The organism is Acerihabitans arboris (assembly GCF_010131535.1).
In the GTDB taxonomy this organism is placed as follows: Bacteria; Pseudomonadota; Gammaproteobacteria; order Enterobacterales; family Enterobacteriaceae; genus Acerihabitans; species Acerihabitans arboris.
Genome location: NZ_WUBS01000015.1, coordinates 130,436 through 149,684 on the forward strand (window position 1 = coordinate 130,436; position 19,249 = coordinate 149,684).

The window sequence follows — 19,249 nt, forward strand, 5'->3', positions numbered from 1 at the left end:
CACGCGCGAATTTTGTGGATAGGGATGAATGAAAATGAAGAAACTTGTCTCATTAACCGGCCTCGGCGCAGTAGCATTGTTGCCGACATGGGCCATGGCCGCAGCGCCCGTTGCTGATAAGGCCGACAACGCTTTTATGATGATAAGCACCGCCTTGGTGCTCTTTATGACCTTACCGGGGATTGCCTTATTTTACGGCGGCCTGCTGCGCGCCAAGAACGTTCTGTCGATGTTGACCCAGGTTGCGGTCACCTTCGCCATGGTGTGCGTGCTGTGGCTGATTTACGGCTATTCCCTGGCGTTCAGCGAGGGCAACCCCTTCTTCGGCGGCTTCGGTTGGACCATGCTGAAGAATATTGAGCTTACCGCGCTAACCGGTACGTTCTATCAACTGATCCACGTCGCGTTCCAATGTTCGTTTGCCTGCATCACCGTCGGCCTGATTGTCGGCGCGCTGGCGGAACGTATCCGTTTCTCCGCGGTGCTGATTTTTGTGCTGATCTGGCTGACCTTCTCTTACCTGCCGATGGCGCACATGGTCTGGGCGGGCGGTTATCTCGCGGCGCAGGGCGCGCTGGATTTCGCCGGCGGCACGGTGGTACATATCAATGCGGCCAGCGCCGGTTTGGTGGGCGCCTATATGCTGGGCAAACGCTCCGGCTTCGGCAAGGAAGCGTTTAAACCGCATAACCTGCCGATGGTCTTTACCGGTACCGCCATCCTGTATGTCGGCTGGTTCGGCTTCAACGCCGGCTCCGCCAGCGCCGCTAACGAAATTGCCGCATTGGCTTTCCTCAACACCGTCATGGCAACCGCCGGCGCCATCCTGTCCTGGGTGTTTGTTGAGTGGATGCTGCGTGGCAAGCCTTCCTTGCTGGGCGCCTGTTCCGGTTGTATCGCCGGCCTGGTTGCCATCACTCCCGCTGCCGGCACCGTCGGCGTCGGTGGCGCGCTGGTGATTGGCCTGGTCGGTGGCGTAGCCGGCCTGTGGGGCGTTGTTGCCCTGAAGAAATGGCTGCGGGTGGATGATGTGTGCGACGTATTCGGCGTGCACGGCGTCTGCGGTATCGTCGGCTGCCTGCTGACCGGTGTCTTCACTTCCGCCTCGCTGGGCGGCGTGGGTTACGCACAGGGCGTTACCATGGGGCATCAGCTCTGGGTCCAGCTGTTCAGCGTGATCGTTTGTCTGGTATGGTCCGGCGTGGTGGCCTTTATCGGCTTCAAGGTTGCCGATATGGTAGTGGGTCTGCGGGTGTCCGAAGAACAGGAACGCGAAGGCCTGGACGTCAACAGCCATGGCGAAAACGCCTATAACGAATAATTATCCCGGCACCGCCGGGGCGCCATAGCCGGCAACGGGAAAATAAGCGGGGGCGATTTATCGCCCCCGCTTGCGTTTACACACCAATCTGCGCTTGCCCGCCATACCCGCTTCAAACTCCTGTGGCGGTTCAAACCGCCGCGCGGTGGCGTATCACCCCTTCCTGCGCCGTCGAGGCGACCAGTACCCCATCGCGGCGGAATATCTGTCCGCGCACAAATCCCCGCGCCCCGGAAGCTGAAGGGCTTTCTATCGCGTATAACAGCCAATCGTCGAAACGGAAAGGCCGGTGGAACCACATGGCGTGATCGATGGTGGCGATTTGCATACCTGGCTCCATAAAACCCACGCCATGGGGCTGGAGCGCCGTCGGCAAAAAATTGAAGTCGGACGCGTAGCCCAACAGGAATTGATGGCACTCCTGGTCATCCGGCAGCGTGCCCGCGGCGCGCAGCCAGACGTAGCGTTCGGGCTTTTCCACGCAGCCTTTGAAGGGATTATGGAAAACCACCGGCCGCATCTCCACCGGTTTTTCACCGGTAAGCTTTTCCCGCAGCGGAGCGGGCAGCCCGGCGGCCAGCTGCAACGCGATTTCCCGCTCCGCGGGCAGTCCTTCCGGCGCCGGCACCTGCGGCATCAGGCTTTGATGTTCAAACCCCGTTTCTGCCGACTGAAAGGACGCGGTAAGGTAAAATATCGGCTGGCCCTGCTGGATGGCGCTGACGTGGCGGGCGCTGAAACTGTTGCCGTCGCGCAGTACGGCCACCTGGTAGATAATGGGCAGGCTGACGTCGCCGGGGCGCAAAAAGTAGCTGTGGAACGAGTGGACATGCCGCGTCTGCGGCACGGTCTGCCTGGCTGCATACAGCGCCTGGGCCACCACCTGGCCGCCGAACACCCTCGGCAGGCCTAAATCCTCGCTTTGACCGCGGAAAAGGCCTTCCTCCAGCCTTTCCAGTGTTATCAGGTTTAACAGAAGATCAAGTTTCCGGGTCATAAATACGCTCCTGTAACAGGGTTGCCCCCTGCCTGGCCATAGGCGGAAGACACCGGCACGTCGTTCGGCAATAAGCCGGTCAAGTCGGTAATGATAGCAGCACTGCGGCGTTCGTAACCGGAAACTTACCGCGCGCGAATGCAACCGACAGGAAAATATCAGGATCCTGTGCCATGATTAAATTATCAGGTGGTTTACCACTATAACTTCACCGCCGCTAAGAATCGGTGAAATGATGAGCTAATAATAAGAAGGAGAGGTTAATCATGAAACTTTGGCAAATTGTAGGTGGCGTTGCGTTATCGGTTACATTGGCGGGCTGCGCTGATAAAGGGCATCAGGTCAATACCCCCGCGTTTAAAACCCCGGGCACGGCGGAACAGGCCGAGGCGCTCAGGCAACCGTCGGTATCCGGTACCGTATGGATCAGGCAACGCATCGCACTGCCGCCTGACGCCGTATTGACCGTGACGCTGTCCGATGCCTCGATAAGCGACACGCCGTCAACCGTGATTGCGCAGCGCGTGGTGCGTACCGAGGGCAAACAGGCGCCGTTTAGTTTCGTGCTGCCGTTCAACCCGGCGCAAATCCAGCCCAATGCGCGCATCCTGCTGAGCGCGGCGATTACCGTGGATGGCCGTTTGATGTTTATCACCGAGCAGGTGAAGTCGGTGATCACCAGCGGCGGCACCAAACAGGATCTGACGCTGGTGCCGGTGGAGGCGGTCGCCATGCCGACACGCGCCGCGGCCGCGTCTACCGTACCGCTGTCGTCGCCGACCCAGGTTGCGCCCGCCAGCAGCGTGCCCGCGCCTAACCAGCTATAACCCCCCGTTCCGCGTTATTGGCGCGAAAAAAGACCGTTTGGGCGCCCCGATTCAGGGGCGTTTTTTTACGCCCGGCAAATGGGCGGATTACCATACCCAGCGGTAACGGGATAAATCGATCTTGCCTTCTGGGCCGAACTCGACGCCTTCCGCTTCCAGCGCGGTTTTCTGCCGTATAAAATCTTCTCCCGGCAGTGAAATCCCACCGAGCCGGTTTACCACCCGATGCCACGGCAGCCGGCTGCCCGCCGGCAACCTGCTCAGGATGCCGCCCACCTGCCTGGCGGCCCGGGGAGATCCGGCAAGTCGCGCCACATCGCCATAGGTCGCTATCCGGCCGCGGGGAATGGCGTCGACGATTTGAAACACCCGCTGACGAAACGTATCGATAGGTTCATTCATAGCGTTACACAGGGAAATGATTAAGAATATGGCGGCATATTGGCATATCACGGCGCGTCCCAAAAGGATAAAAAGGACGCTTCGCCGCCGCGCCGGCGCATATTGCCCAAGAAAACAGCGCTTGTTTCGTATCGGCTTGCAATTGGCGGGGGCATCATTGATAATGCCCCGCGCTCGTGAAAAACGAGCCGTCAATGGAGGCCCCGTTGGTGCTCCCGCAACACTAACTTGTGAACTCGGTCAGGTCCGGAAGGAAGCAGCCGTAGCAGGCGACGTGTGTGCCGGGATGTTGCTGGCGGGGACTCCACCCAATCAACAAATAATCATTTTAACATCCTGGTTTCATAAATCATCCTTTAATATGACAAGGCCCGCCGTTTTTACTCCCCGGCCGCCGTTATTTATTATCCGGTCACGCAGGCCATAAGGATGTTCTATCGTTCTAAGTCCCTATTAGTGACGAAATAACATCCATTAATATATTCACTCAAGAAAATTCAAAGGATGGGATTGCTTGTGTAATAGCGTCTATTAAAATAAACCACTGGCTATCCGGCATTACACCGCGATAGCTGCTATGGCATATTTTTTCGTGTTTCATTCCGTAGGCGCCGGCACGTATGGAGTGCGAGTTCACACCAGGAAAGCGCGATAACCCACGGCAAAACGCGGAATAGACGGTGGTAAAAAAGGAGTGCTGAATATGCTATATGAACATAAACTTTTATTAATGTTCATATTAAGTATCACTTAATGGCTGTTTAACGAACATACTTCCAGACCGACACCGGGACTTTATCATAGAGTTTGTCCATGGTAAGTTCCGCCAGACGGTGGTCGGCCGCGGAGTTGAATATTTCTAGTTCGTCGTCGGACAGTTCATATTTGTTTTTCTCTATCACCCGCTCCAGCGTCTCCAGGGTTCTGCATTTACGTAACCGCATTAAATAATCAATCTTGTTCATGATGGCCTTTTAGGTTCTGTCATATGTTAAAATATCATTTACTATTTCAGGAAATACACAGCTCAGTCTCTGAGAAAGTTCCGAATAGCCGTGAGCGACTTTTCCGCCACCGCTGCACATCCAGATTATTGATACCGTAGCTGCTAAATAGAGTGAAGGTATCGTCAAGGAAGGTTTCTACATGATCGACCAGATCGCTTTCATTATGATGTTTAAGCTTGAAAATTACCACATAGGATGCAATATGGTCGATTAATTCATTCATCTGTAAATTTATCGCCGACGCCGGGTCATTAACCCACCCATGGTAACTATCGCCCAAACTGGCAATGCCCTCGTCATAGAGATTACCGCAAAGGTATTTTAGCTGTGCGATATCATGTCGTTTGGGTGAATACTCATCCATATCAGCCCTCCTAACGCTAAACAAATTACCATCGTCTTTAACACGGGACTGCGTCAGGACCATGTATCCATGTCGTTCCTGTGCCCTATTTAAAGATAGAAGATTTTATGCAGTTTGGCACTATCAGCTTACATTAACTTACTGTCTTATCCTATTGCAATTTCATTAACACTAATTGCAAAAACGACGAAGATGAGTTGAGCGCTATCGGTACGGTCGGTCAAAGCGGTTGTTAGAAAGCAGCTATTTCCACACGGCAGCGAGCGGGTAAACACTCATTTACGCTGCTTCAAGCTTTATTATATTTATTTTTACCATTTCTTGCCGCAATACTCATCCTTTATTGCCATAAAATTATGACAATCCATTGCTGAATCGACAAAACCGCGCGAATCCTTAACAGATTTGCCCCAGAATAGCGTTGGCAATCTTTTACCATCATGATATGTTATAGTATAACATAAAACACGATGGTCTACTCCCATGCTGCGATCCAATATCGCCAAAAGGTTTTTTCCCATCCCGAAAAGCCTGATCTGCGCTTCCGGGCTTGCGCGCTTCAGGTATGGCCTGTTGCTGCTATGCCTGCTCTGGCTTGGCATTTTTTGGGCATCCTTATTACCATGATTACGCTTACGCAACTGAGTATCGGTTATCAGGGACATGCCGTTATCGACGCCCTGAACGGTACGTTCGAAGCCGGCAGCCTGACCGCGGTTATCGGCGCCAATGGCACTGGAAAATCCACCTTGCTGAAAACCATCGCCGGGCTGCTGCCGGCGGTCGGCGGCACCCTTTCGTTTGCTGCTGGGCGGAAACCCCGCGTGGCCTACCTGCCGCAGCAGGCGGAACTGGACCATCAGTTTCCGCTTAAAGTGTTTGAGGTGGTCGCCATGGGCTGTTGGCCGGCGACCGGATTGCTGCGTCGTCTCGATAAACCGGCCAGGGCGCGCATTAACGGCGCCCTGGACCGCGTCGGCCTGGAGTCGATGGCGGCGCGCTCCATCGAAACGCTCTCGGGCGGGCAGTTCCAGCGTATGCTGTTTGCCCGTCTGCTGGTGCAGCAGGCGCCCTTGATTTTGCTCGATGAACCTTTTGCCGGCATCGATATCCCCACCGGTGCGCTCCTGATGGATGTTATCGACCAACTGCATAAGTCAGGCCATACCATTCTGGTGGTACTGCATGACGACGCCCTGGTTATCCGTCGCTTTCCGCAAACCCTGCTCTTATCGCGCCGCCGCGCGCGCTGGGGCGCGACGGCGGCGGTACTGGAAGAGCGGGAAGGGCGGCAACCCGCCTGGCCCGAATACCTTTCCTTAGCCCAGGCCTCGTCATGATCTTTCATTTATTATTCGATCCCTTTGTCTCGCTGGGGTTTATGCGGCGCGCGCTGGTGGCCTGTTTTGCCCTGTCGCTCAGTTCCACGCCGCTGGGGGTTTTCCTGTCATTACGCAGGATGAGCCTGGTGGGCGATGCGTTGTCACATGCGATATTGCCCGGCGTCGCCATCGGCTACCTGTTGTCCGGTATGTCGCTGATGGCCATGGGCATCGGCGGGTTTATCGCCGGATTGCTGGTCGCCGTGCTGTCCGGCTGGGTGACGTCGCTTACCGTGCTGAAGGAGGACGCCAGCTTTGCCGGCTTTTACCTGGGGTCGCTGGCCCTGGGCGTGACGCTGGTTTCCCTGCGCGGTTCTAGCGTCGATCTGCTGCATCTTTTGTTTGGCGCCGTGCTGGCGGTAGATAAGCGGGCCATCCTTTTTGTCGGCCTGATCGCCACCTTTACGGTGCTCTGTCTGGCGCTGATTTATCGCGCGCTGGTTATCGAGGCCTTTGACGCGGCGTTCCTGCGCATTAACGATCGTGGTTATCCCCGCCTGATCCATGCGTTATTCCTGGCGCTGGTGGTGCTTAACCTGGTGGCGGGCTTTCAGATCCTCGGCACCCTGATGTCGGTCGGGCTGATGATGCTGCCGGCGGTGGCCGCCCGCTGCTGGTCCGGGCATCTGCCGGGCACGTTGCTGATAGCCGTGCTGATCGGCCTGTTCAGCGCGGGTATCGGCCTGCTGTGGTCGTTTTACGCTTCGCTTCCGGCTGGCCCGGCCATTGTGCTTACCGCCAGCCTGATATTTTTTATTTCGGTTTTAGTAGGGCCGCGCGGCAGTTTCACCATGATATGGCGCCGGCGTAGATTAGCTATCAGCAAGGAGAAAGAATGAATCGCTTATCAGTATCACTGGCCGCCGCCGTCGCCGTGCTCAGCCCGGCCGCATCGGCGGGGACCGTCCATACGATGGCCAGCTTCTCGGTATTGGCCGATATCGTCAAGCAGGTGGGCGGCGAGCACGTGACCGTTGCCACCCTGGTGGGGCCGGACGGCGATCCGCATAGCTTCGAGCCTTCGCCCAGGGACAGCCAGGCGTTGGCCAAGGCCGATGTGGTTTTTGTCAGCGGCCTGGGCCTGGAAGGGTGGATGGGACGTTTAATCACCGCTTCCGGCTACAAAGGAAAGGTGATCACCGCGTCCGAGGGCGTTAATTCCCTGAAGATGGAAGAAGAAGGGAAGGAGGTTACCGATCCCCATGCCTGGAACAGCGCTAAAAACGGGGCAATCTATGCGCGCAACGTCATGAACGCCCTGATTGCCGCCGACCCTGAGGATCAGGCCTATTTCCGCCAGCGCGGCGGCGCCTACGTCCAGCGTTTGGAACAGCTTGACCTCTGGGCCAAGAAGGCGTTCAGCGGCATAGCGCCGGAAAAGCGTAAGGTGGTCACCAGCCATGACGCCTTTGGTTATTTTGGCGCCGAGTATGGCGTGACCTTCCTGGCGCCGGTAGGCTTTTCCACCGAGGCGGAAGCCAGCGCCGGCGACGTGGCCGGCCTGATTAAGCAGATCCGGCAGGAACATATCAAGACCTATTTTATCGAAAACCAAACCGACCCGAGGCTGGTTAAGCAAATCGCCGCCGCCAGCGGCGCCAAGGCCGGCGGGGAACTTTATCCCGAAGCACTGACCAAGGCCGGCGGCCCGGCAAGTACCTACGTCGACGCGTTTAAGCACAACGTCGAAACCATCGCGGCCAGTATGAAATAAGCGCGGATCGTCCCCGTCCTCCCGGCTGATACCAGCCGGTTTTTTTATCCCGCGGCCGGGCTAATGGCGAAAAAAAAGGCCTCGAACCGAGGCCTCGGGCTGCCGGCAAACCTGTGCAAGGGATGGCCGCGGGCGGGGGGTTATCGTTTCTTGGTCCCGCCCTGGACGGCCTTGAAGCGGGGATTGGATTTGCAGATCACGTAAATACGGCCGCGACGGCGAACCACTTTACAATCAGGATGACGCGTCTTGGCGGAACGTAATGAGCTTAATACCTGCATGACGGTGAAGCCTCTTTATGCTGACTATTTAGTGAAAAAACGGCCAAAGCGCTGGTTAAAGCGGGCGGTGCTGCCTTCTTTATCCACCACCCTTTGCTTGCCGGTGTAATAGGGATGGGATTCGGACGAGACTTCCACCGTAATATAAGGGAAGGTTTTACCGTCCAGTTCAACGGTACGGTCGGTTTTAATGGTCGAACCCACTTTAAAATACGCGTCGGCGCTGGTGTCGTGAAACACCACGGTACGGTAGTCGGGATGAATTCCAGGTTTCATACATCACCTTATTTAGTTATGTTATATCATAACTATTATCCCCTTTTTTGCCGCCAGGTCAAGTCCCGCCACTATTGCCAGCCATGCCGGCAAACGCCAGGCATAAAAAAAGCCGCTTGCGCGGCGTCGTTATAATCTTGCCCATCATGCCCGCGAACACCAGGCGGTCATAAAATTCAGGCCGCGTAAGCGGCCTGAATGACAGACGATGATTAAGGGTGTGGATTATCCAACTGCGGATTATCCACCGGGTGTCCCTGCTCCAGTTCTTCATCGTTTTTATTACCGAAACGACGCCGGACCACCACAAAAAACACCGGTACAAAGAATATGGCCAGCAGGGTGGCGGTAATCATACCGCCGATTACCCCGGTGCCGACGGCGTTCTGCGAACCCGAACCCGCGCCGGTGCTGATAGCCAGCGGCAATACGCCGAGGATAAAGGCCAGAGAGGTCATCAGGATCGGACGCAAACGCATACGCACCGCATCCAGCGTGGCCTCGACCAGTCCCTTGCCTTCCTTGTCCATGAGGTCCTTGGCGAATTCCACGATCAGGATGGCGTTCTTTGCCGACAGTCCGATGGTGGTCAACAGCCCCACTACAAAATACACATCGTTATTCATGCTGCGGAACGTGGCCGCCAAAAGCGCCCCGACCACACCCAGCGGCACCACCAGCATGACCGCGAAGGGGATGGACCAGCTCTCATACAATGCGGCCAGGCACAGGAACACCACAATCAGCGAAATGGCATACAGCGCCGGCGCCTGATTGCCGGACAAACGTTCCTGGTAGGACATCCCGGTCCAGTCGTAACCGACACCGGCCGGCAGCTTGGCCACCAGCTCTTCCATCAGCGCCATGGCTTCACCGGTACTCTTGCCCGGCGCGGCCTCGCCCTGGATTTCCATGGAAGGCAGGCCGTTATAACGTTCCAGACGCGGTGAGCCATACTGCCAGTGAGAGGTTGATATCGCGGACAACGGCACCATTTGCCCATTGGTTCCGCGCACATACCAGTTGGCTATATCCTGCGGCAACATGCGATATTGCGCCTCGCCCTGCACATAAACCTTTTTGGTACGGCCGCGATCGGTAAAGTCATTGACATAACTACTGCCCAGGGCCGCGCTCAGGGTGGTATTGATATCATCCAGCGAAACCCCCAGGGCCGAGGCCTTCTCCTGATCCACATCCAGCTTGAACTGCGGCGTATCCTCCAGGCCGTTCGGCCGCACGCCCACCAGCGTGTCGGGATGCTGGGCAATCATGCCGAACAGCATATTACGCGCCTCGGTGAGCTTGGCGTGCCCAAGGTTGTTCTCATCGATTAATTCGAAGTCAAACCCGGTGGCATTACCCAACTCGACGATGGCCGGCAGGTTAAAGGCCAGCGCGATCCCGTCCTTTATCTGCGCGAAATTCGCGTTGGCCCTGGCAATTATCGCCGGAACCTTATTTTCAGATCCCGAGCGCTCATCCCAGCTTTTCAGGCTGACAAACGCGATGCCGGAGTTCTGGCCGCGTCCGGCAAAACCAAAGCCGTTAACGGTAAAGACCGAGTTGACGTTGTCCTTTTCATTATTCAGATAATAATGGGTCATCTGATCCAGCACTTTCTGGGTCCGCTCCTGGGTGGCCCCGGCCGGCAGCTGCGCCATATTCAGGAATACCCCCTGATCCTCCGACGGCAGGAAGGAAGAGGGCAGGCGAATAAACAGCAGCGCCATGCCGACCACAATCAGCAGGTAGATGATCAGGTAGCGTCCGGTGCTGTTAAGGATATGGCCGATACTGTCGGTATAGTGATTGGTGCTTTGATCGAACTTTTTATTAAACCAGCCGAAGAAACCGGTGGTGGCGCCGTGGTCGCCCTTCTTGACCGGTTTTAAGATAGTCGCGCACAACGCCGGGGTCAGGATCATGGCCACCAGCACCGACAGCACCATGGCCGACACGATGGTGATGGAGAACTGGCGGTAAATGGCGCCGGTTGACCCGCCGAAGAAGGCCATCGGCACGAATACCGCCGACAGCACCAGCGCGATGCCCACCAACGCCCCCTGGATCTGGCCCATGGATTTGCGCGTCGCTTCCTTGGGATTGAGTCCCTCTTCCGCCATGACGCGCTCGACGTTTTCCACCACCACGATGGCGTCATCCACCAATAGCCCAATCGCCAGCACCATGGCGAACATGGTCAGGGTATTAATGGTGTAGCCGAAGGCGCTGAGTATGGCGAAGGTACCCATCAACACCACCGGCACCGCAATGGTCGGGATAAGCGTGGCGCGGAAGTTCTGTAAAAACAGATACATCACCAGGAACACCAGTATTATCGCTTCCACCAGGGTTTTCACCACTTCCTGGATGGAGATTTTCACGAATGGAGTGGTATCGTATGGGTAAACGACTTTCAATCCCGTGGGGAAATCCGCTTGCAGCCGCACCAGTTCCGCTTTCACCGCGTCGGCGGTGTCAAGGGCGTTGGCGCCGGTGGCCAGCTTAACCCCAAGCCCGGCCGCCGGTTGGCCGTTATAGCGCGCGATAACGTCGTAGCTTTCCCCGGCCAGCTCCACATTGGCCACGTCTTTCAGGCGCACCTGGGAGCCGTCGGCATTAACCTTAAGCAGGATCTTGCCGAATTCCTCCGCGTTGGTCAGCCTGCTTTGCACGATGATCGAGGCGTTCAGCTGCTGGCCTTTGACAGCCGGCGCGCCGCCCAGTTGCCCGGCGGCGATCTGGTTGTTCTGTACCGTCAGCGCGCTGACCACGTCCACCGGGGTAAGCTGGAAGTTATTCAGTTTATTGGGGTCCATCCAAACGCGCATGGCATATTGGGCGCCGAACAGCTGGACTTCGCCCACCCCTCCCGTACGGCTGATAGGATCCTTGATTTTCGACCCGACATAGTCGCCGATGTCCTGCTGGGTCATGTTTTTATCATCGCTAATAAACCCGGCCACCATCAGGAAGCTGGCGCTTGACTTCTGCACCTGCACCCCTTGGTTCTGCACCGCCTGCGGCAGTAGCGGCATCGCCAACTGCAGTTTGTTCTGCACCTGCACCTGGGCGATATCCGGGTCGGCGCTGGAATCAAACGTCAGCGAGATGGTGGCGGTACCGGACGAATCACTATTGGACGACATGTACAGCAGCTTATCGATGCCGTTCATGTTTTGTTCGATAATCTGGGTCACGCTATCCTGCAGGGTCGTCGCATCGGCGCCCGGATAGGTAGCGGTGACCCTGATGGTCGGCGGCGCAATGGCCGGATACTGCTCGATAGGCAGCTGCAGAATTGACAGCGCCCCGCCGAGCATAATAATAATGGCAATCACCCATGCAAAAATGGGGCGATCGATAAAAAACTTGGCCATATCGTTTACCCGTTTCTATTAAGACTTTTTGGCGGCGTCAGGCTGCGGTTGTGCCGGTTGTGCCGGTTCATCGGTCATTTCCTTGGCCGTGACCTGCGCTCCCGGCTTGACCTTCTGCAGGCCGCTGACAATTACGCGATCGCCTTCCTGTAAACCTGCGGTAACCAGCCATTTATCGCCGATCGCCTGCTGGGCGGTGAGTTGACGTACGGCAACCTTGTTGTCCGGACCGACCACCATTGCGGTAGCTTCGCCTCGGGGATTGCGGGTAATGCCCTGCTGCGGCACCAGTAACGCGCTGTCGTTGGTCCCTTCTTCCAGACGGGCGCGGACAAACATGCCTGGCAGCAGGCTATGCTGCGGATTGGGGAAAATAGCGCGCAGGGTAATGGAGCCGGTGGTTTCATCGACGCTGACATCGGAAAATTCCAGGGTGCCGGCCTGTTCGTATTCCTTGCCGTCTTCCATCAGCAGGCGCACCGACGCCTTGCCGTCTTTTTGTTTCATGGTGCCGTTGTCCAGTTCCTGCTTCAAGCGCAGGAAATCATTGCTGGACTGGGTCACATCCACATACAGCGGGTCGAGTTGCTGTACGGTGGCCATGGCGGTGGTCTGGCCGCTGGTGACCAGCGCGCCTTCGGTATAGGCGGATTTGCCGATGCGGCCGCTGATAGGCGAGGTGACCCGGGTATAGGCCAGGTTGATGCGCGCTGATTCCAGGGCCGCTTTGGCGGCAAGCACGGCGGCGTCGTTCTGCTGCATGGTGGCGACCGCCGTATCGTAATCCTGCCGGCTGACAAAGTTGGTGGAAATCAGTTTTTTATAACGATTAACGGTGACGCGGGCGATATTGGCATTCGCCTGCGCCTGGGCTAAGTCGCCGTTGGCGCTGTCATACGCCGCTTTATAGGTTGCCGGATCGATTTGATAGAGGGAAACGCCGGCCTCCACGTCGCTGCCTTCGACAAAGTTACGCTTTAAGATAATGCCATTGACCTGGGGCCGGACTTCGGCAACACGGAAAGCGGCGGTACGACCAGGTAGATCAGTTGTGACATTCAGTGATTGTTTTTTTACCGTCACTACACTAACTTCCGGGGCCTGTTGCTGATTTCCTGCCTGTTTAGCGTCTTTATTGTCACATCCAACGAGAATAAAGCTGCCTGAAAGCATCAGAACGGCTGCCAGAGGCAAAATCCCTCTGTTTTTGTTCATAGATAAACCTCAAGATTCCGATTTGAAAAAATTGATCAATTGATCACAAGCCTACAAACCCATTGCTGCGTAACAATTAGCCTTATGCTATGTTACATACATTCGCGAATGTATGTAAATCTAAAGACACCCAAAAAAAGCGCTATGGCACGAAAAACCAAACAACAGGCCCAGGAAACCCGCCAACATATTCTGGACGCAGCGGTTCAGGAATTTTCAATGCACGGCGTTTCCGCGACCTCGCTCACCGATATCGCAACGGTGGCGGGTGTGACCCGTGGTGCTATTTATTGGCATTTCAAGAATAAAGTCGAGTTATTTAATGAGATCTGGCATGCCGCTGAAGCAAGAATCCAGGCATTAGAGCTAGAGTATCAGGCAAAATATCCCGACGATCCACTACATGTATTAACTGAGACATTGATTTACATTCTTCAGTCGACGGTATCGAATACCGAATGGCGCGCACTGATGGAAATCGTTTTTCATAAATGCGAGTTTGTTGGTGAAATGGAACTGTTCCAGGAAGTGCGCAAAGGATTGTACGCCGAATGCTATGAGCGTATAGAAGAGACGCTTAATCGCTGCATTCAGTGCGGGCAACTGCCGGCGGATCTGCATTGCCGGCGCGCCGCCATCCTGCTGCGCGCCTATATGACCGGGCTGATGGAAAACTGGCTGTTCATCCCCGGCACCTTCGATCTGGCGGGGGGATCGCGCATCCTGATTGCCGCCTTTATCGATACGCTGCGCCTCAGCCCGAGCCTGCGCCATGAACCGGCGGCGCGGCTCAATCCTTAGCCGCGCCGCCGGCCGTTTATTCTTCCCGCTGGCGTAGCTTTATTATATAGTCGTTTTTCACGATTTCCAGGGCCGCCAGCACCAGTTCCGGTTCCATCGCATTACTCTCCAGCAGCATAATCAAATCGACCGCCAGCTTAATCTCGGGGGATTCATCTTCCAGCGTCACGGATCTCTCCTGAATGCTATGCCTGGTGTAAGAACAGCGCGGGTTCGGCTGAGAACATTAATCAACTTTAGCGGGGGCGTCTTAACATAATGTGTCTAAACGCTATCATCATGTGCTTAAGCGCTACCATCCCGCATCCAGTCCGTTTTCCCGCCGCTCAATCAGGCGTTCGATGCGCGCCAGCGCCTGCCGGCAACGGGCAAGGCGGCCTTCGAGCGCGGCGATTTCCTGTTGCAACTGCTGCTGCCTGGCGCTATCGCCGGTGCTTTGCCGCAGGCTGTCCCGATCGCGGATCATGGTCACCAGGCGGCGCTCGTAGTCCTGATGTTCATTCAGCCTGGCATAATAATCCACCGGCGCGGCCTTGGCCGGCTGGCCGCGGCGTAAATCCAGGGTGGCCAGTTCGCGCGCCAGGGCGGTCATTTGATCGATAAGCCGCTGCGCCAGCCATGCCACCCGCTCGGTGTGGCCTTGCTCGACGGTCAGCGTCAGGCGTTGCAAGGTCTGGCGGCTTTCGGCCAGATAGTCATCAAGCCGCGTGCCCCGGGTTTGGAATAACTGGTGGTCGAAACGGGACTGCGCCACGCGCTCGTGTCCGGCCGCGTCGACGCGGCCGGCCAACGCGTCGAACCGATCGCTTAAGGCGGTGAGGAGCTTGGATGAATGCACGCCATTCCCCTGAGTAAAAACCTAAGTAAAAAACACATTAACCCGTTGGCGCCATGATACCCCGTTAGCCCACGCCCTGAACAGGCCGCCGACCGGGCAGCGGCCACAGGCAAATGTAGCCTGTTTTGCCCGCGCGCGCTAACGGGAGGGCAAAAGAAAAGGGTGTTGGCGATCCGGACGGCGTTTGCCGGTGAGAGAAGGGGGATGAAAATAATCCGGGTCCGGGTTATTTTAGCAATGATGCCGAGACTGGCGCGGAACCTGCCGTAAAACGCGTCATCCGCCCACGGTTGACATTACGCAACAAAAGGGTAAATGAGTCTCCCGCGGTGGTTGCATTTTTCCGCCAGTTTGCATAGATTTGAGCGCTTTCGTGCGCGGTCGGTCCTGCCGGTCCATGATAGAGCGAGGTTTACTGTCGTCGCCCAGGATAACGCGTCCGCGCGGATTATGATTTCCTCAGTTTCAGGCGCATACACTATGACCGCGATGGCCGAACAGCTAGCATTGATCAAAAACAGCATCAAGACGATTCCCGATTACCCTAAACCGGGTATTTTTTTCCGGGATATTACCAGTTTACTGGAAGATCCCAAGGCTTATGCCGCCAGTATCGAACTGCTGGTGAATCACTACCGCAACCATGGACTGACCAAGGTGGTCGGCACCGAGGCGCGCGGTTTCCTGTTCGGCGCGCCGGTGGCGCTGGCATTGGGGCTGGGATTTATCCCGGTGCGCAAGCCGGGCAAGCTGCCGCGGGCGGTGCTGAGCGAAAGCTACGAGCTGGAGTACGGCGTCGATAAGCTGGAAATCCACCAGGACGCCATCAAGCCGGGGGACCGGGTGCTGGTGGTTGATGATTTGCTGGCCACCGGCGGTACCATCGAGGCGACGGTAAGCCTGGTACGCCGCCTGGGCGGAGAAGTAAAGGATGCGGCGTTTGTCATCAATCTTGCCGATCTCGGCGGCGAGGAACGTCTTAAGCGCCTGGCCGTCGGCAGCTTCAGCCTGGTTTGTTTCCCCGGCCACTGATCATATCAGCCTCGCGCTCCGGTGCGGGGCTGTGTTAGCATGACTTCCCTGTCCACCGACTTATTTCGCGACCCATGAGCTATCAGGTTCTTGCCCGTAAATGGCGTCCGCAGACGTTTTCAGATGTAGTAGGTCAGGAACATGTTCTGACGGCGTTGACCAATGGCCTTTCACTGGGCAGGATCCATCACGCCTATTTGTTCTCCGGCACCCGCGGCGTCGGCAAGACCACGATCGCCCGCCTGCTGGCCAAGGGCCTGAATTGCGAAACCGGCATCACCTCCAGTCCCTGCGGCCACTGCGCCAATTGTCGCGAGATAGAACAGGGCAGGTTTGTCGACCTGATTGAAATTGACGCCGCCTCCCGCACCAAGGTGGAAGATACCCGGGATCTGCTGGACAATGTCCAATATGCGCCGGCGCGCGGCCGCTTCAAGGTCTATTTGATCGATGAAGTGCATATGCTGTCCCGCCACAGTTTCAACGCGCTGCTGAAAACGCTGGAAGAGCCGCCGTCCCATGTGAAGTTCCTGCTGGCGACCACCGATCCGCAAAAGCTTCCGGTAACCATTTTATCCCGCTGCCTGCAATTTCATCTTAAGGCGCTGGATGTCGGCCAGATCCGCGCCCAGCTCGAACATATTCTCCAGGCGGAGAATATCGACAGCGAGCCGCGCGCCCTGCGACTGCTGGCCCGCGCCGCCGACGGCAGCCTGCGCGATGCGCTGAGCCTGACCGATCAGGCTATCGCCATGGGGATGGGGCAGGTCACCACCCAAACCGTCGGCGACATGCTGGGCACGCTTAACACCGAACAACCCCTGGCGCTGATAGAGGCGCTGGTGGCGGCGGACGGCAATGCCATGATGGCGCAGCTGGCCCAGTGCGCCTCCCGCGGGGTTGATTGGGAAACCCTGCTGGTGGAGATGCTTACGCAACTGCACCGCGTCGCCATGGGACAACTGCTGCCGGATGCGCTGGAAGACGAGGAGGACGCCGCCGTCGCGCCGCGGCTGCGGGAGCTGGCGCGGCTTATCCCGCCGACCGATTTACAGCTTTATTACCAAACCCTGCTGGTGGGACGCAAAGAGCTGCCGTTTGCCCCCGATCGCCGCCTGGGGGTAGAAATGACCCTGCTGCGCGCGCTGGCCTTCCATCCGCGCATTATCGAGGCCGCGCCTGCGCCGGCCTCACCGGCGCAGGCGGCGGCGAGTACGGAAAAAAAAACGGCTGAATCCGCCGCTTTAACCCCGAATCGTATAAATAACCGGCGGGTGGCGCCTGAAAACGCCGCCCCGCCGGCGGGCCAGGGCCGGCAGATGCCCGCTGGAAATGCTGTGCTTCCAGCGGACCAGGGCCGGCAGATGCCCGCTGGAAATGCTGTGCTTCCATCGGACCAGGGCCGGCAGGCGGGCAAACCGGCGGTTTCCGCCCCGGGGCCTCAGGACGCCGCCGGGCAGGAGCGGGCGCCGATGCCAGACGAACCACCTGATGATTGGGAAAGCGCCGAGCAGTACGCGAATTCGGCCGGCGACCCGGCGGCGGACGATATCGCCGACAGCATCTATGCTTACCAGGCCGATGAGGCGGCGGGGCATATTCCGGCGCCAGGCGGCGCCGGCTTTTCCGCCGGCGAAGATCCCGCGCCGTCGGCGGCCTTGCCGGACAGTACCGCGCAGCTGCTGCAGGCGCGCACCGCCTTAATGCAACGCCACGGAAACCAAAGCGCAAAAAAAAGCGATCAGGCCTCATCGCCGGCGCGCCCGCGGCCCGCGAACAGCGCCCTGGAGCGCCTGGCCACGGTGAGCGAGCAGGCCCAGCAGCGGCAGGCCGCCGGCGGTAAAGTGCCTGCGGGCGCTAAAACCGTTAAGCCTGAGGCTTATCGCTGGAAGGCCAGTATCCAGCCCACGCAGGCCATCGAGCCGGTGGCGACTCCCAAGGCCCTGCGCACGGCGCTGGAGCACGAAAAAACGCCGGAATTGGCGGCCCGCCTGGCCGAGGAGTCCATCGTGCGCGATCCCTGGGCGGCGCTGGTGGATAAGTTAAAGATCCCCAAGCTGGTGCAGCAGCTGGCGTTAAACGCCTTCAGGGAAGATCTGGCGCCGGGCAAGGTCTGCCTGCACCTGCGATCCGCGCAGCAGCACCTGAATTCCCCGGTTTCCCAGGCGACGCTTGCCGAGGCGCTAAGCGGCGAACTCGGCGCCCCGGTTGAATTAACCGTGGTGACGGATGATAATCCGGCGATACGTACGCCGCTGGAATGGCGACAGGCCATTTATGAAGAAAAATTGATGCAGGCGCGCCAGGCGATTATTGCCGATAATAATATCCAGACGCTCCAGCGTTTTTTTGACGCCGAATTGGATGAAGATAGCATCCGTCCTGTTTAACCGCCGCACGGCGGGCAGTTATGCCAGCCTGCGGTTCGACGCTACGAGAGAGAGAAGACTATGTTTGGTAAAGGCGGTATGGGCAACCTGATGAAGCAGGCCCAGCAGATGCAGGAAAAAATGCAGCAGATGCAGGAAGAGATCGCCCAACTGGAAGTGACCGGCGAGTCCGGGGCGGGCCTGGTCAAGGTCACCATCAACGGCGCGCACAATTGCCGTCGTGTCGAAGTCGATCCCAGCCTGCTGGACGATGACAAGGACATGCTTGAAGACCTGATTGCGGCGGCTTTTAACGACGCGGCGCGTCGTATCGCCGAAACCCAGAAGGAAAAAATGGCCTCTGTCTCCAGCGGCATGCAGCTTCCTCCTGGTTTCAAAATGCCCTTCTGATGCAAACCAGTCCATTGCTTGAGGCGCTAACCGAAGCGCTGCGTTGTTTGCCCGGCGTGGGGCCAAAATCAGCCCAACGCATGGTATTCCAACTGCTGCAGCGGGATCGCAGCGGCGGTATGCGCCTGGCGCAGGCGCTGACCCGCGCCATGTCGGAAATCGGCCACTGCGCCGATTGCCGGACGTTTACCGAGCAGGACATCTGTACCATCTGCGCCAATCCGCGGCGCAGGCAAACCCGGCAGATCTGCGTGGTGGAAAGCCCGGCGGATATCCACGCCATCGAGCAGACCGGGCAGTTCGCCGGCCGCTACTTTGTGCTGATGGGGCATCTTTCCCCGCTGGACGGCATCGGTCCGGACGATATCGGCCTGGACCGCCTGCAGGAGCGCCTGGAAGGCGAGGACATCGCTGAAGTGATCCTGGCCACCAACCCCACGGTGGAAGGCGACGCCACCGCCAACTACATCGCCGAGATGTGCGCCCATTTCGAGGTCCTGGCCACCCGTATCGCCCACGGCGTGCCGGTGGGCGGGGAACTGGAAATGGTCGACGGCACCACGCTGTCCCATTCGCTGGCGGGGCGCCACCCGATCAAATTCTAAACCGGCGGCGCGTCCGCGCCGTCT

General features: G+C 57.7%; 21 protein-coding genes and 1 other RNA gene. 11 read left to right on the forward strand and 11 right to left on the reverse strand.

The window, feature by feature from the left end; all coding sequences use genetic code 11:
• The first annotated feature begins 34 nt into the window (after window positions 1-34).
• A complete protein-coding gene (amtB, locus tag GRH90_RS19995) occupies window positions 35-1,321 on the forward strand; it encodes an ammonium transporter AmtB (protein ID WP_162367721.1) in 1,287 nt (428 codons plus the stop codon).
• A 130-nt stretch (window positions 1,322-1,451) separates the two neighbouring features.
• Here the strand turns inward: amtB and tesB are convergent, their stop codons facing one another.
• Complete coding sequence (tesB, locus tag GRH90_RS20000) at window positions 1,452-2,318, reverse strand: acyl-CoA thioesterase II (protein ID WP_162367722.1); 867 nt, start codon at window positions 2,316-2,318, stop codon at window positions 1,452-1,454.
• Window positions 2,319-2,584: 266 nt separating this feature from the next.
• Here tesB and GRH90_RS20005 point away from each other — a divergent pair, with 266 nt between their 5' ends.
• A complete protein-coding gene (locus GRH90_RS20005) occupies window positions 2,585-3,145 on the forward strand; it encodes a YbaY family lipoprotein (RefSeq protein ID WP_162367723.1) in 561 nt (186 codons plus the stop codon).
• An 87-nt stretch (window positions 3,146-3,232) separates the two neighbouring features.
• Here GRH90_RS20005 and GRH90_RS20010 read toward each other — a convergent pair whose 3' ends face one another.
• Window positions 3,233-3,547: an MGMT family protein gene (locus GRH90_RS20010; protein WP_162367724.1), complete on the reverse strand. Its 315-nt coding sequence runs from the start codon at window positions 3,545-3,547 to the stop codon at window positions 3,233-3,235.
• Between the two features lie 204 nt (window positions 3,548-3,751).
• Between GRH90_RS20010 and ffs the strand changes: the two genes are divergently transcribed.
• Window positions 3,752-3,848, forward strand: an RNA gene (ffs, locus tag GRH90_RS20015) — signal recognition particle sRNA small type.
• Between the two features lie 460 nt (window positions 3,849-4,308).
• Here ffs and GRH90_RS20020 read toward each other — a convergent pair.
• The 3 genes from GRH90_RS20020 to GRH90_RS20030 all read right to left on the reverse strand — a co-directional run bounded on the left by GRH90_RS20020 (window position 4,309) and on the right by GRH90_RS20030 (window position 5,520).
• On the reverse strand, window positions 4,309-4,512 hold the full coding sequence (locus tag GRH90_RS20020; RefSeq protein WP_162367725.1) for an HHA domain-containing protein: 204 nt from the start codon (window positions 4,510-4,512) through the stop codon (window positions 4,309-4,311).
• A gap of 46 nt (window positions 4,513-4,558) precedes the next feature.
• Window positions 4,559-4,918: an Hha toxicity modulator TomB gene (gene tomB / locus GRH90_RS20025; protein ID WP_162367726.1), complete on the reverse strand. Its 360-nt coding sequence runs from the start codon at window positions 4,916-4,918 to the stop codon at window positions 4,559-4,561.
• A 311-nt stretch (window positions 4,919-5,229) separates the two neighbouring features.
• The gene (locus tag GRH90_RS20030; RefSeq protein ID WP_162367727.1) at window positions 5,230-5,520 is read right to left on the reverse strand and encodes a hypothetical protein; all 291 of its coding nucleotides are present in this window, start codon (window positions 5,518-5,520) and stop codon (window positions 5,230-5,232) included.
• A gap of 21 nt (window positions 5,521-5,541) precedes the next feature.
• Here GRH90_RS20030 and GRH90_RS20035 point away from each other — a divergent pair, with 21 nt between their 5' ends.
• The 3 genes from GRH90_RS20035 to GRH90_RS20045 are packed head-to-tail and all read left to right on the forward strand — an operon-like array spanning window position 5,542 to window position 8,014.
• On the forward strand, window positions 5,542-6,258 hold the full coding sequence (locus GRH90_RS20035; protein WP_162367728.1) for a metal ABC transporter ATP-binding protein: 717 nt from the start codon (window positions 5,542-5,544) through the stop codon (window positions 6,256-6,258).
• Complete coding sequence (locus GRH90_RS20040; RefSeq protein ID WP_162367729.1) at window positions 6,255-7,139, forward strand: metal ABC transporter permease; 885 nt, start codon at window positions 6,255-6,257, stop codon at window positions 7,137-7,139. Before GRH90_RS20035 ends, GRH90_RS20040 begins: the two co-directional genes overlap by 4 nt.
• Entirely contained in the window at window positions 7,136-8,014 is an 879-nt protein-coding gene (locus GRH90_RS20045; RefSeq protein ID WP_162367730.1) for a metal ABC transporter substrate-binding protein, read from the forward strand. The genes GRH90_RS20040 and GRH90_RS20045 overlap by 4 nt, the downstream gene beginning before the upstream one ends.
• A gap of 140 nt (window positions 8,015-8,154) precedes the next feature.
• Here the strand turns inward: GRH90_RS20045 and ykgO are convergent, their stop codons facing one another.
• The 4 genes from ykgO to GRH90_RS20065 form a co-directional block, all read right to left on the reverse strand.
• On the reverse strand, window positions 8,155-8,295 hold the full coding sequence (gene ykgO / locus GRH90_RS20050; RefSeq protein ID WP_162367731.1) for a type B 50S ribosomal protein L36: 141 nt from the start codon (window positions 8,293-8,295) through the stop codon (window positions 8,155-8,157).
• A gap of 24 nt (window positions 8,296-8,319) precedes the next feature.
• Window positions 8,320-8,571: a type B 50S ribosomal protein L31 gene (locus GRH90_RS20055; protein WP_162367732.1), complete on the reverse strand. Its 252-nt coding sequence runs from the start codon at window positions 8,569-8,571 to the stop codon at window positions 8,320-8,322.
• 212 nt (window positions 8,572-8,783) lie between these two features.
• Complete coding sequence (locus tag GRH90_RS20060) at window positions 8,784-11,954, reverse strand: efflux RND transporter permease subunit (protein WP_162367733.1); 3,171 nt, start codon at window positions 11,952-11,954, stop codon at window positions 8,784-8,786.
• 18 nt (window positions 11,955-11,972) lie between these two features.
• On the reverse strand, window positions 11,973-13,169 hold the full coding sequence (locus GRH90_RS20065; protein ID WP_162367734.1) for an efflux RND transporter periplasmic adaptor subunit: 1,197 nt from the start codon (window positions 13,167-13,169) through the stop codon (window positions 11,973-11,975).
• A 144-nt stretch (window positions 13,170-13,313) separates the two neighbouring features.
• On the opposite strand from GRH90_RS20065, the gene acrR reads away from it, so the two are divergent.
• On the forward strand, window positions 13,314-13,970 hold the full coding sequence (gene acrR, locus GRH90_RS20070) for a multidrug efflux transporter transcriptional repressor AcrR (protein ID WP_162367735.1): 657 nt from the start codon (window positions 13,314-13,316) through the stop codon (window positions 13,968-13,970).
• 16 nt (window positions 13,971-13,986) lie between these two features.
• Here the strand turns inward: acrR and GRH90_RS20075 are convergent, their stop codons facing one another.
• Together GRH90_RS20075 and priC are read right to left on the reverse strand one after the other, a co-directional pair.
• Complete coding sequence (locus GRH90_RS20075; RefSeq protein WP_162367736.1) at window positions 13,987-14,139, reverse strand: DUF2496 domain-containing protein; 153 nt, start codon at window positions 14,137-14,139, stop codon at window positions 13,987-13,989.
• Between the two features lie 123 nt (window positions 14,140-14,262).
• Window positions 14,263-14,808: a primosomal replication protein PriC gene (gene priC, locus GRH90_RS20080; RefSeq protein ID WP_162367737.1), complete on the reverse strand. Its 546-nt coding sequence runs from the start codon at window positions 14,806-14,808 to the stop codon at window positions 14,263-14,265.
• Window positions 14,809-15,288: 480 nt separating this feature from the next.
• Here priC and apt point away from each other — a divergent pair, with 480 nt between their 5' ends.
• The 4 genes from apt to recR all read left to right on the forward strand — a co-directional run bounded on the left by apt (window position 15,289) and on the right by recR (window position 19,225).
• Window positions 15,289-15,840, forward strand: coding sequence for an adenine phosphoribosyltransferase (gene apt / locus GRH90_RS20085; RefSeq protein ID WP_162367738.1), 552 nt, complete (start codon window positions 15,289-15,291; stop codon window positions 15,838-15,840).
• 74 nt (window positions 15,841-15,914) lie between these two features.
• Complete coding sequence (dnaX, locus tag GRH90_RS20090) at window positions 15,915-18,230, forward strand: DNA polymerase III subunit gamma/tau (RefSeq protein ID WP_162367739.1); 2,316 nt, start codon at window positions 15,915-15,917, stop codon at window positions 18,228-18,230.
• A 60-nt stretch (window positions 18,231-18,290) separates the two neighbouring features.
• On the forward strand, window positions 18,291-18,620 hold the full coding sequence (locus tag GRH90_RS20095; protein ID WP_162367740.1) for a YbaB/EbfC family nucleoid-associated protein: 330 nt from the start codon (window positions 18,291-18,293) through the stop codon (window positions 18,618-18,620).
• Complete coding sequence (gene recR / locus GRH90_RS20100) at window positions 18,620-19,225, forward strand: recombination mediator RecR (protein WP_162367741.1); 606 nt, start codon at window positions 18,620-18,622, stop codon at window positions 19,223-19,225. Before GRH90_RS20095 ends, recR begins: the two co-directional genes overlap by 1 nt.
• Window positions 19,226-19,249: the final 24 nt, after the last annotated feature.

Excerpts from the sequence above, each read along its gene's own strand:
- recR (WP_162367741.1), top strand. The coding sequence starts at position 18,620 with ATGCAAACCAGTCCATTGCTTGAGGCGCTAACCGAAGCGCTGCGTTGT.
- GRH90_RS20065 (WP_162367734.1), bottom strand. The coding sequence starts at position 13,169 with ATGAACAAAAACAGAGGGATTTTGCCTCTGGCAGCCGTTCTGATGCTT.
- tomB (WP_162367726.1), bottom strand. The coding sequence starts at position 4,918 with ATGGATGAGTATTCACCCAAACGACATGATATCGCACAGCTAAAATAC.
- GRH90_RS20045 (WP_162367730.1), top strand. The coding sequence starts at position 7,136 with ATGAATCGCTTATCAGTATCACTGGCCGCCGCCGTCGCCGTGCTCAGC.
- GRH90_RS20030 (WP_162367727.1), bottom strand. The coding sequence starts at position 5,520 with ATGCCAAGCCAGAGCAGGCATAGCAGCAACAGGCCATACCTGAAGCGC.
- apt (WP_162367738.1), top strand. The coding sequence starts at position 15,289 with ATGACCGCGATGGCCGAACAGCTAGCATTGATCAAAAACAGCATCAAG.
- ykgO (WP_162367731.1), bottom strand. The coding sequence starts at position 8,295 with ATGCAGGTATTAAGCTCATTACGTTCCGCCAAGACGCGTCATCCTGAT.
- tesB (WP_162367722.1), bottom strand. The coding sequence starts at position 2,318 with ATGACCCGGAAACTTGATCTTCTGTTAAACCTGATAACACTGGAAAGG.
- GRH90_RS20055 (WP_162367732.1), bottom strand. The coding sequence starts at position 8,571 with ATGAAACCTGGAATTCATCCCGACTACCGTACCGTGGTGTTTCACGAC.
- GRH90_RS20035 (WP_162367728.1), top strand. The coding sequence starts at position 5,542 with ATGATTACGCTTACGCAACTGAGTATCGGTTATCAGGGACATGCCGTT.
- GRH90_RS20060 (WP_162367733.1), bottom strand. The coding sequence starts at position 11,954 with ATGGCCAAGTTTTTTATCGATCGCCCCATTTTTGCATGGGTGATTGCC.
- dnaX (WP_162367739.1), top strand. The coding sequence starts at position 15,915 with ATGAGCTATCAGGTTCTTGCCCGTAAATGGCGTCCGCAGACGTTTTCA.
- GRH90_RS20005 (WP_162367723.1), top strand. The coding sequence starts at position 2,585 with ATGAAACTTTGGCAAATTGTAGGTGGCGTTGCGTTATCGGTTACATTG.
- amtB (WP_162367721.1), top strand. The coding sequence starts at position 35 with ATGAAGAAACTTGTCTCATTAACCGGCCTCGGCGCAGTAGCATTGTTG.
- GRH90_RS20010 (WP_162367724.1), bottom strand. The coding sequence starts at position 3,547 with ATGAATGAACCTATCGATACGTTTCGTCAGCGGGTGTTTCAAATCGTC.
- acrR (WP_162367735.1), top strand. The coding sequence starts at position 13,314 with ATGGCACGAAAAACCAAACAACAGGCCCAGGAAACCCGCCAACATATT.
- GRH90_RS20095 (WP_162367740.1), top strand. The coding sequence starts at position 18,291 with ATGTTTGGTAAAGGCGGTATGGGCAACCTGATGAAGCAGGCCCAGCAG.
- GRH90_RS20020 (WP_162367725.1), bottom strand. The coding sequence starts at position 4,512 with ATGAACAAGATTGATTATTTAATGCGGTTACGTAAATGCAGAACCCTG.
- GRH90_RS20040 (WP_162367729.1), top strand. The coding sequence starts at position 6,255 with ATGATCTTTCATTTATTATTCGATCCCTTTGTCTCGCTGGGGTTTATG.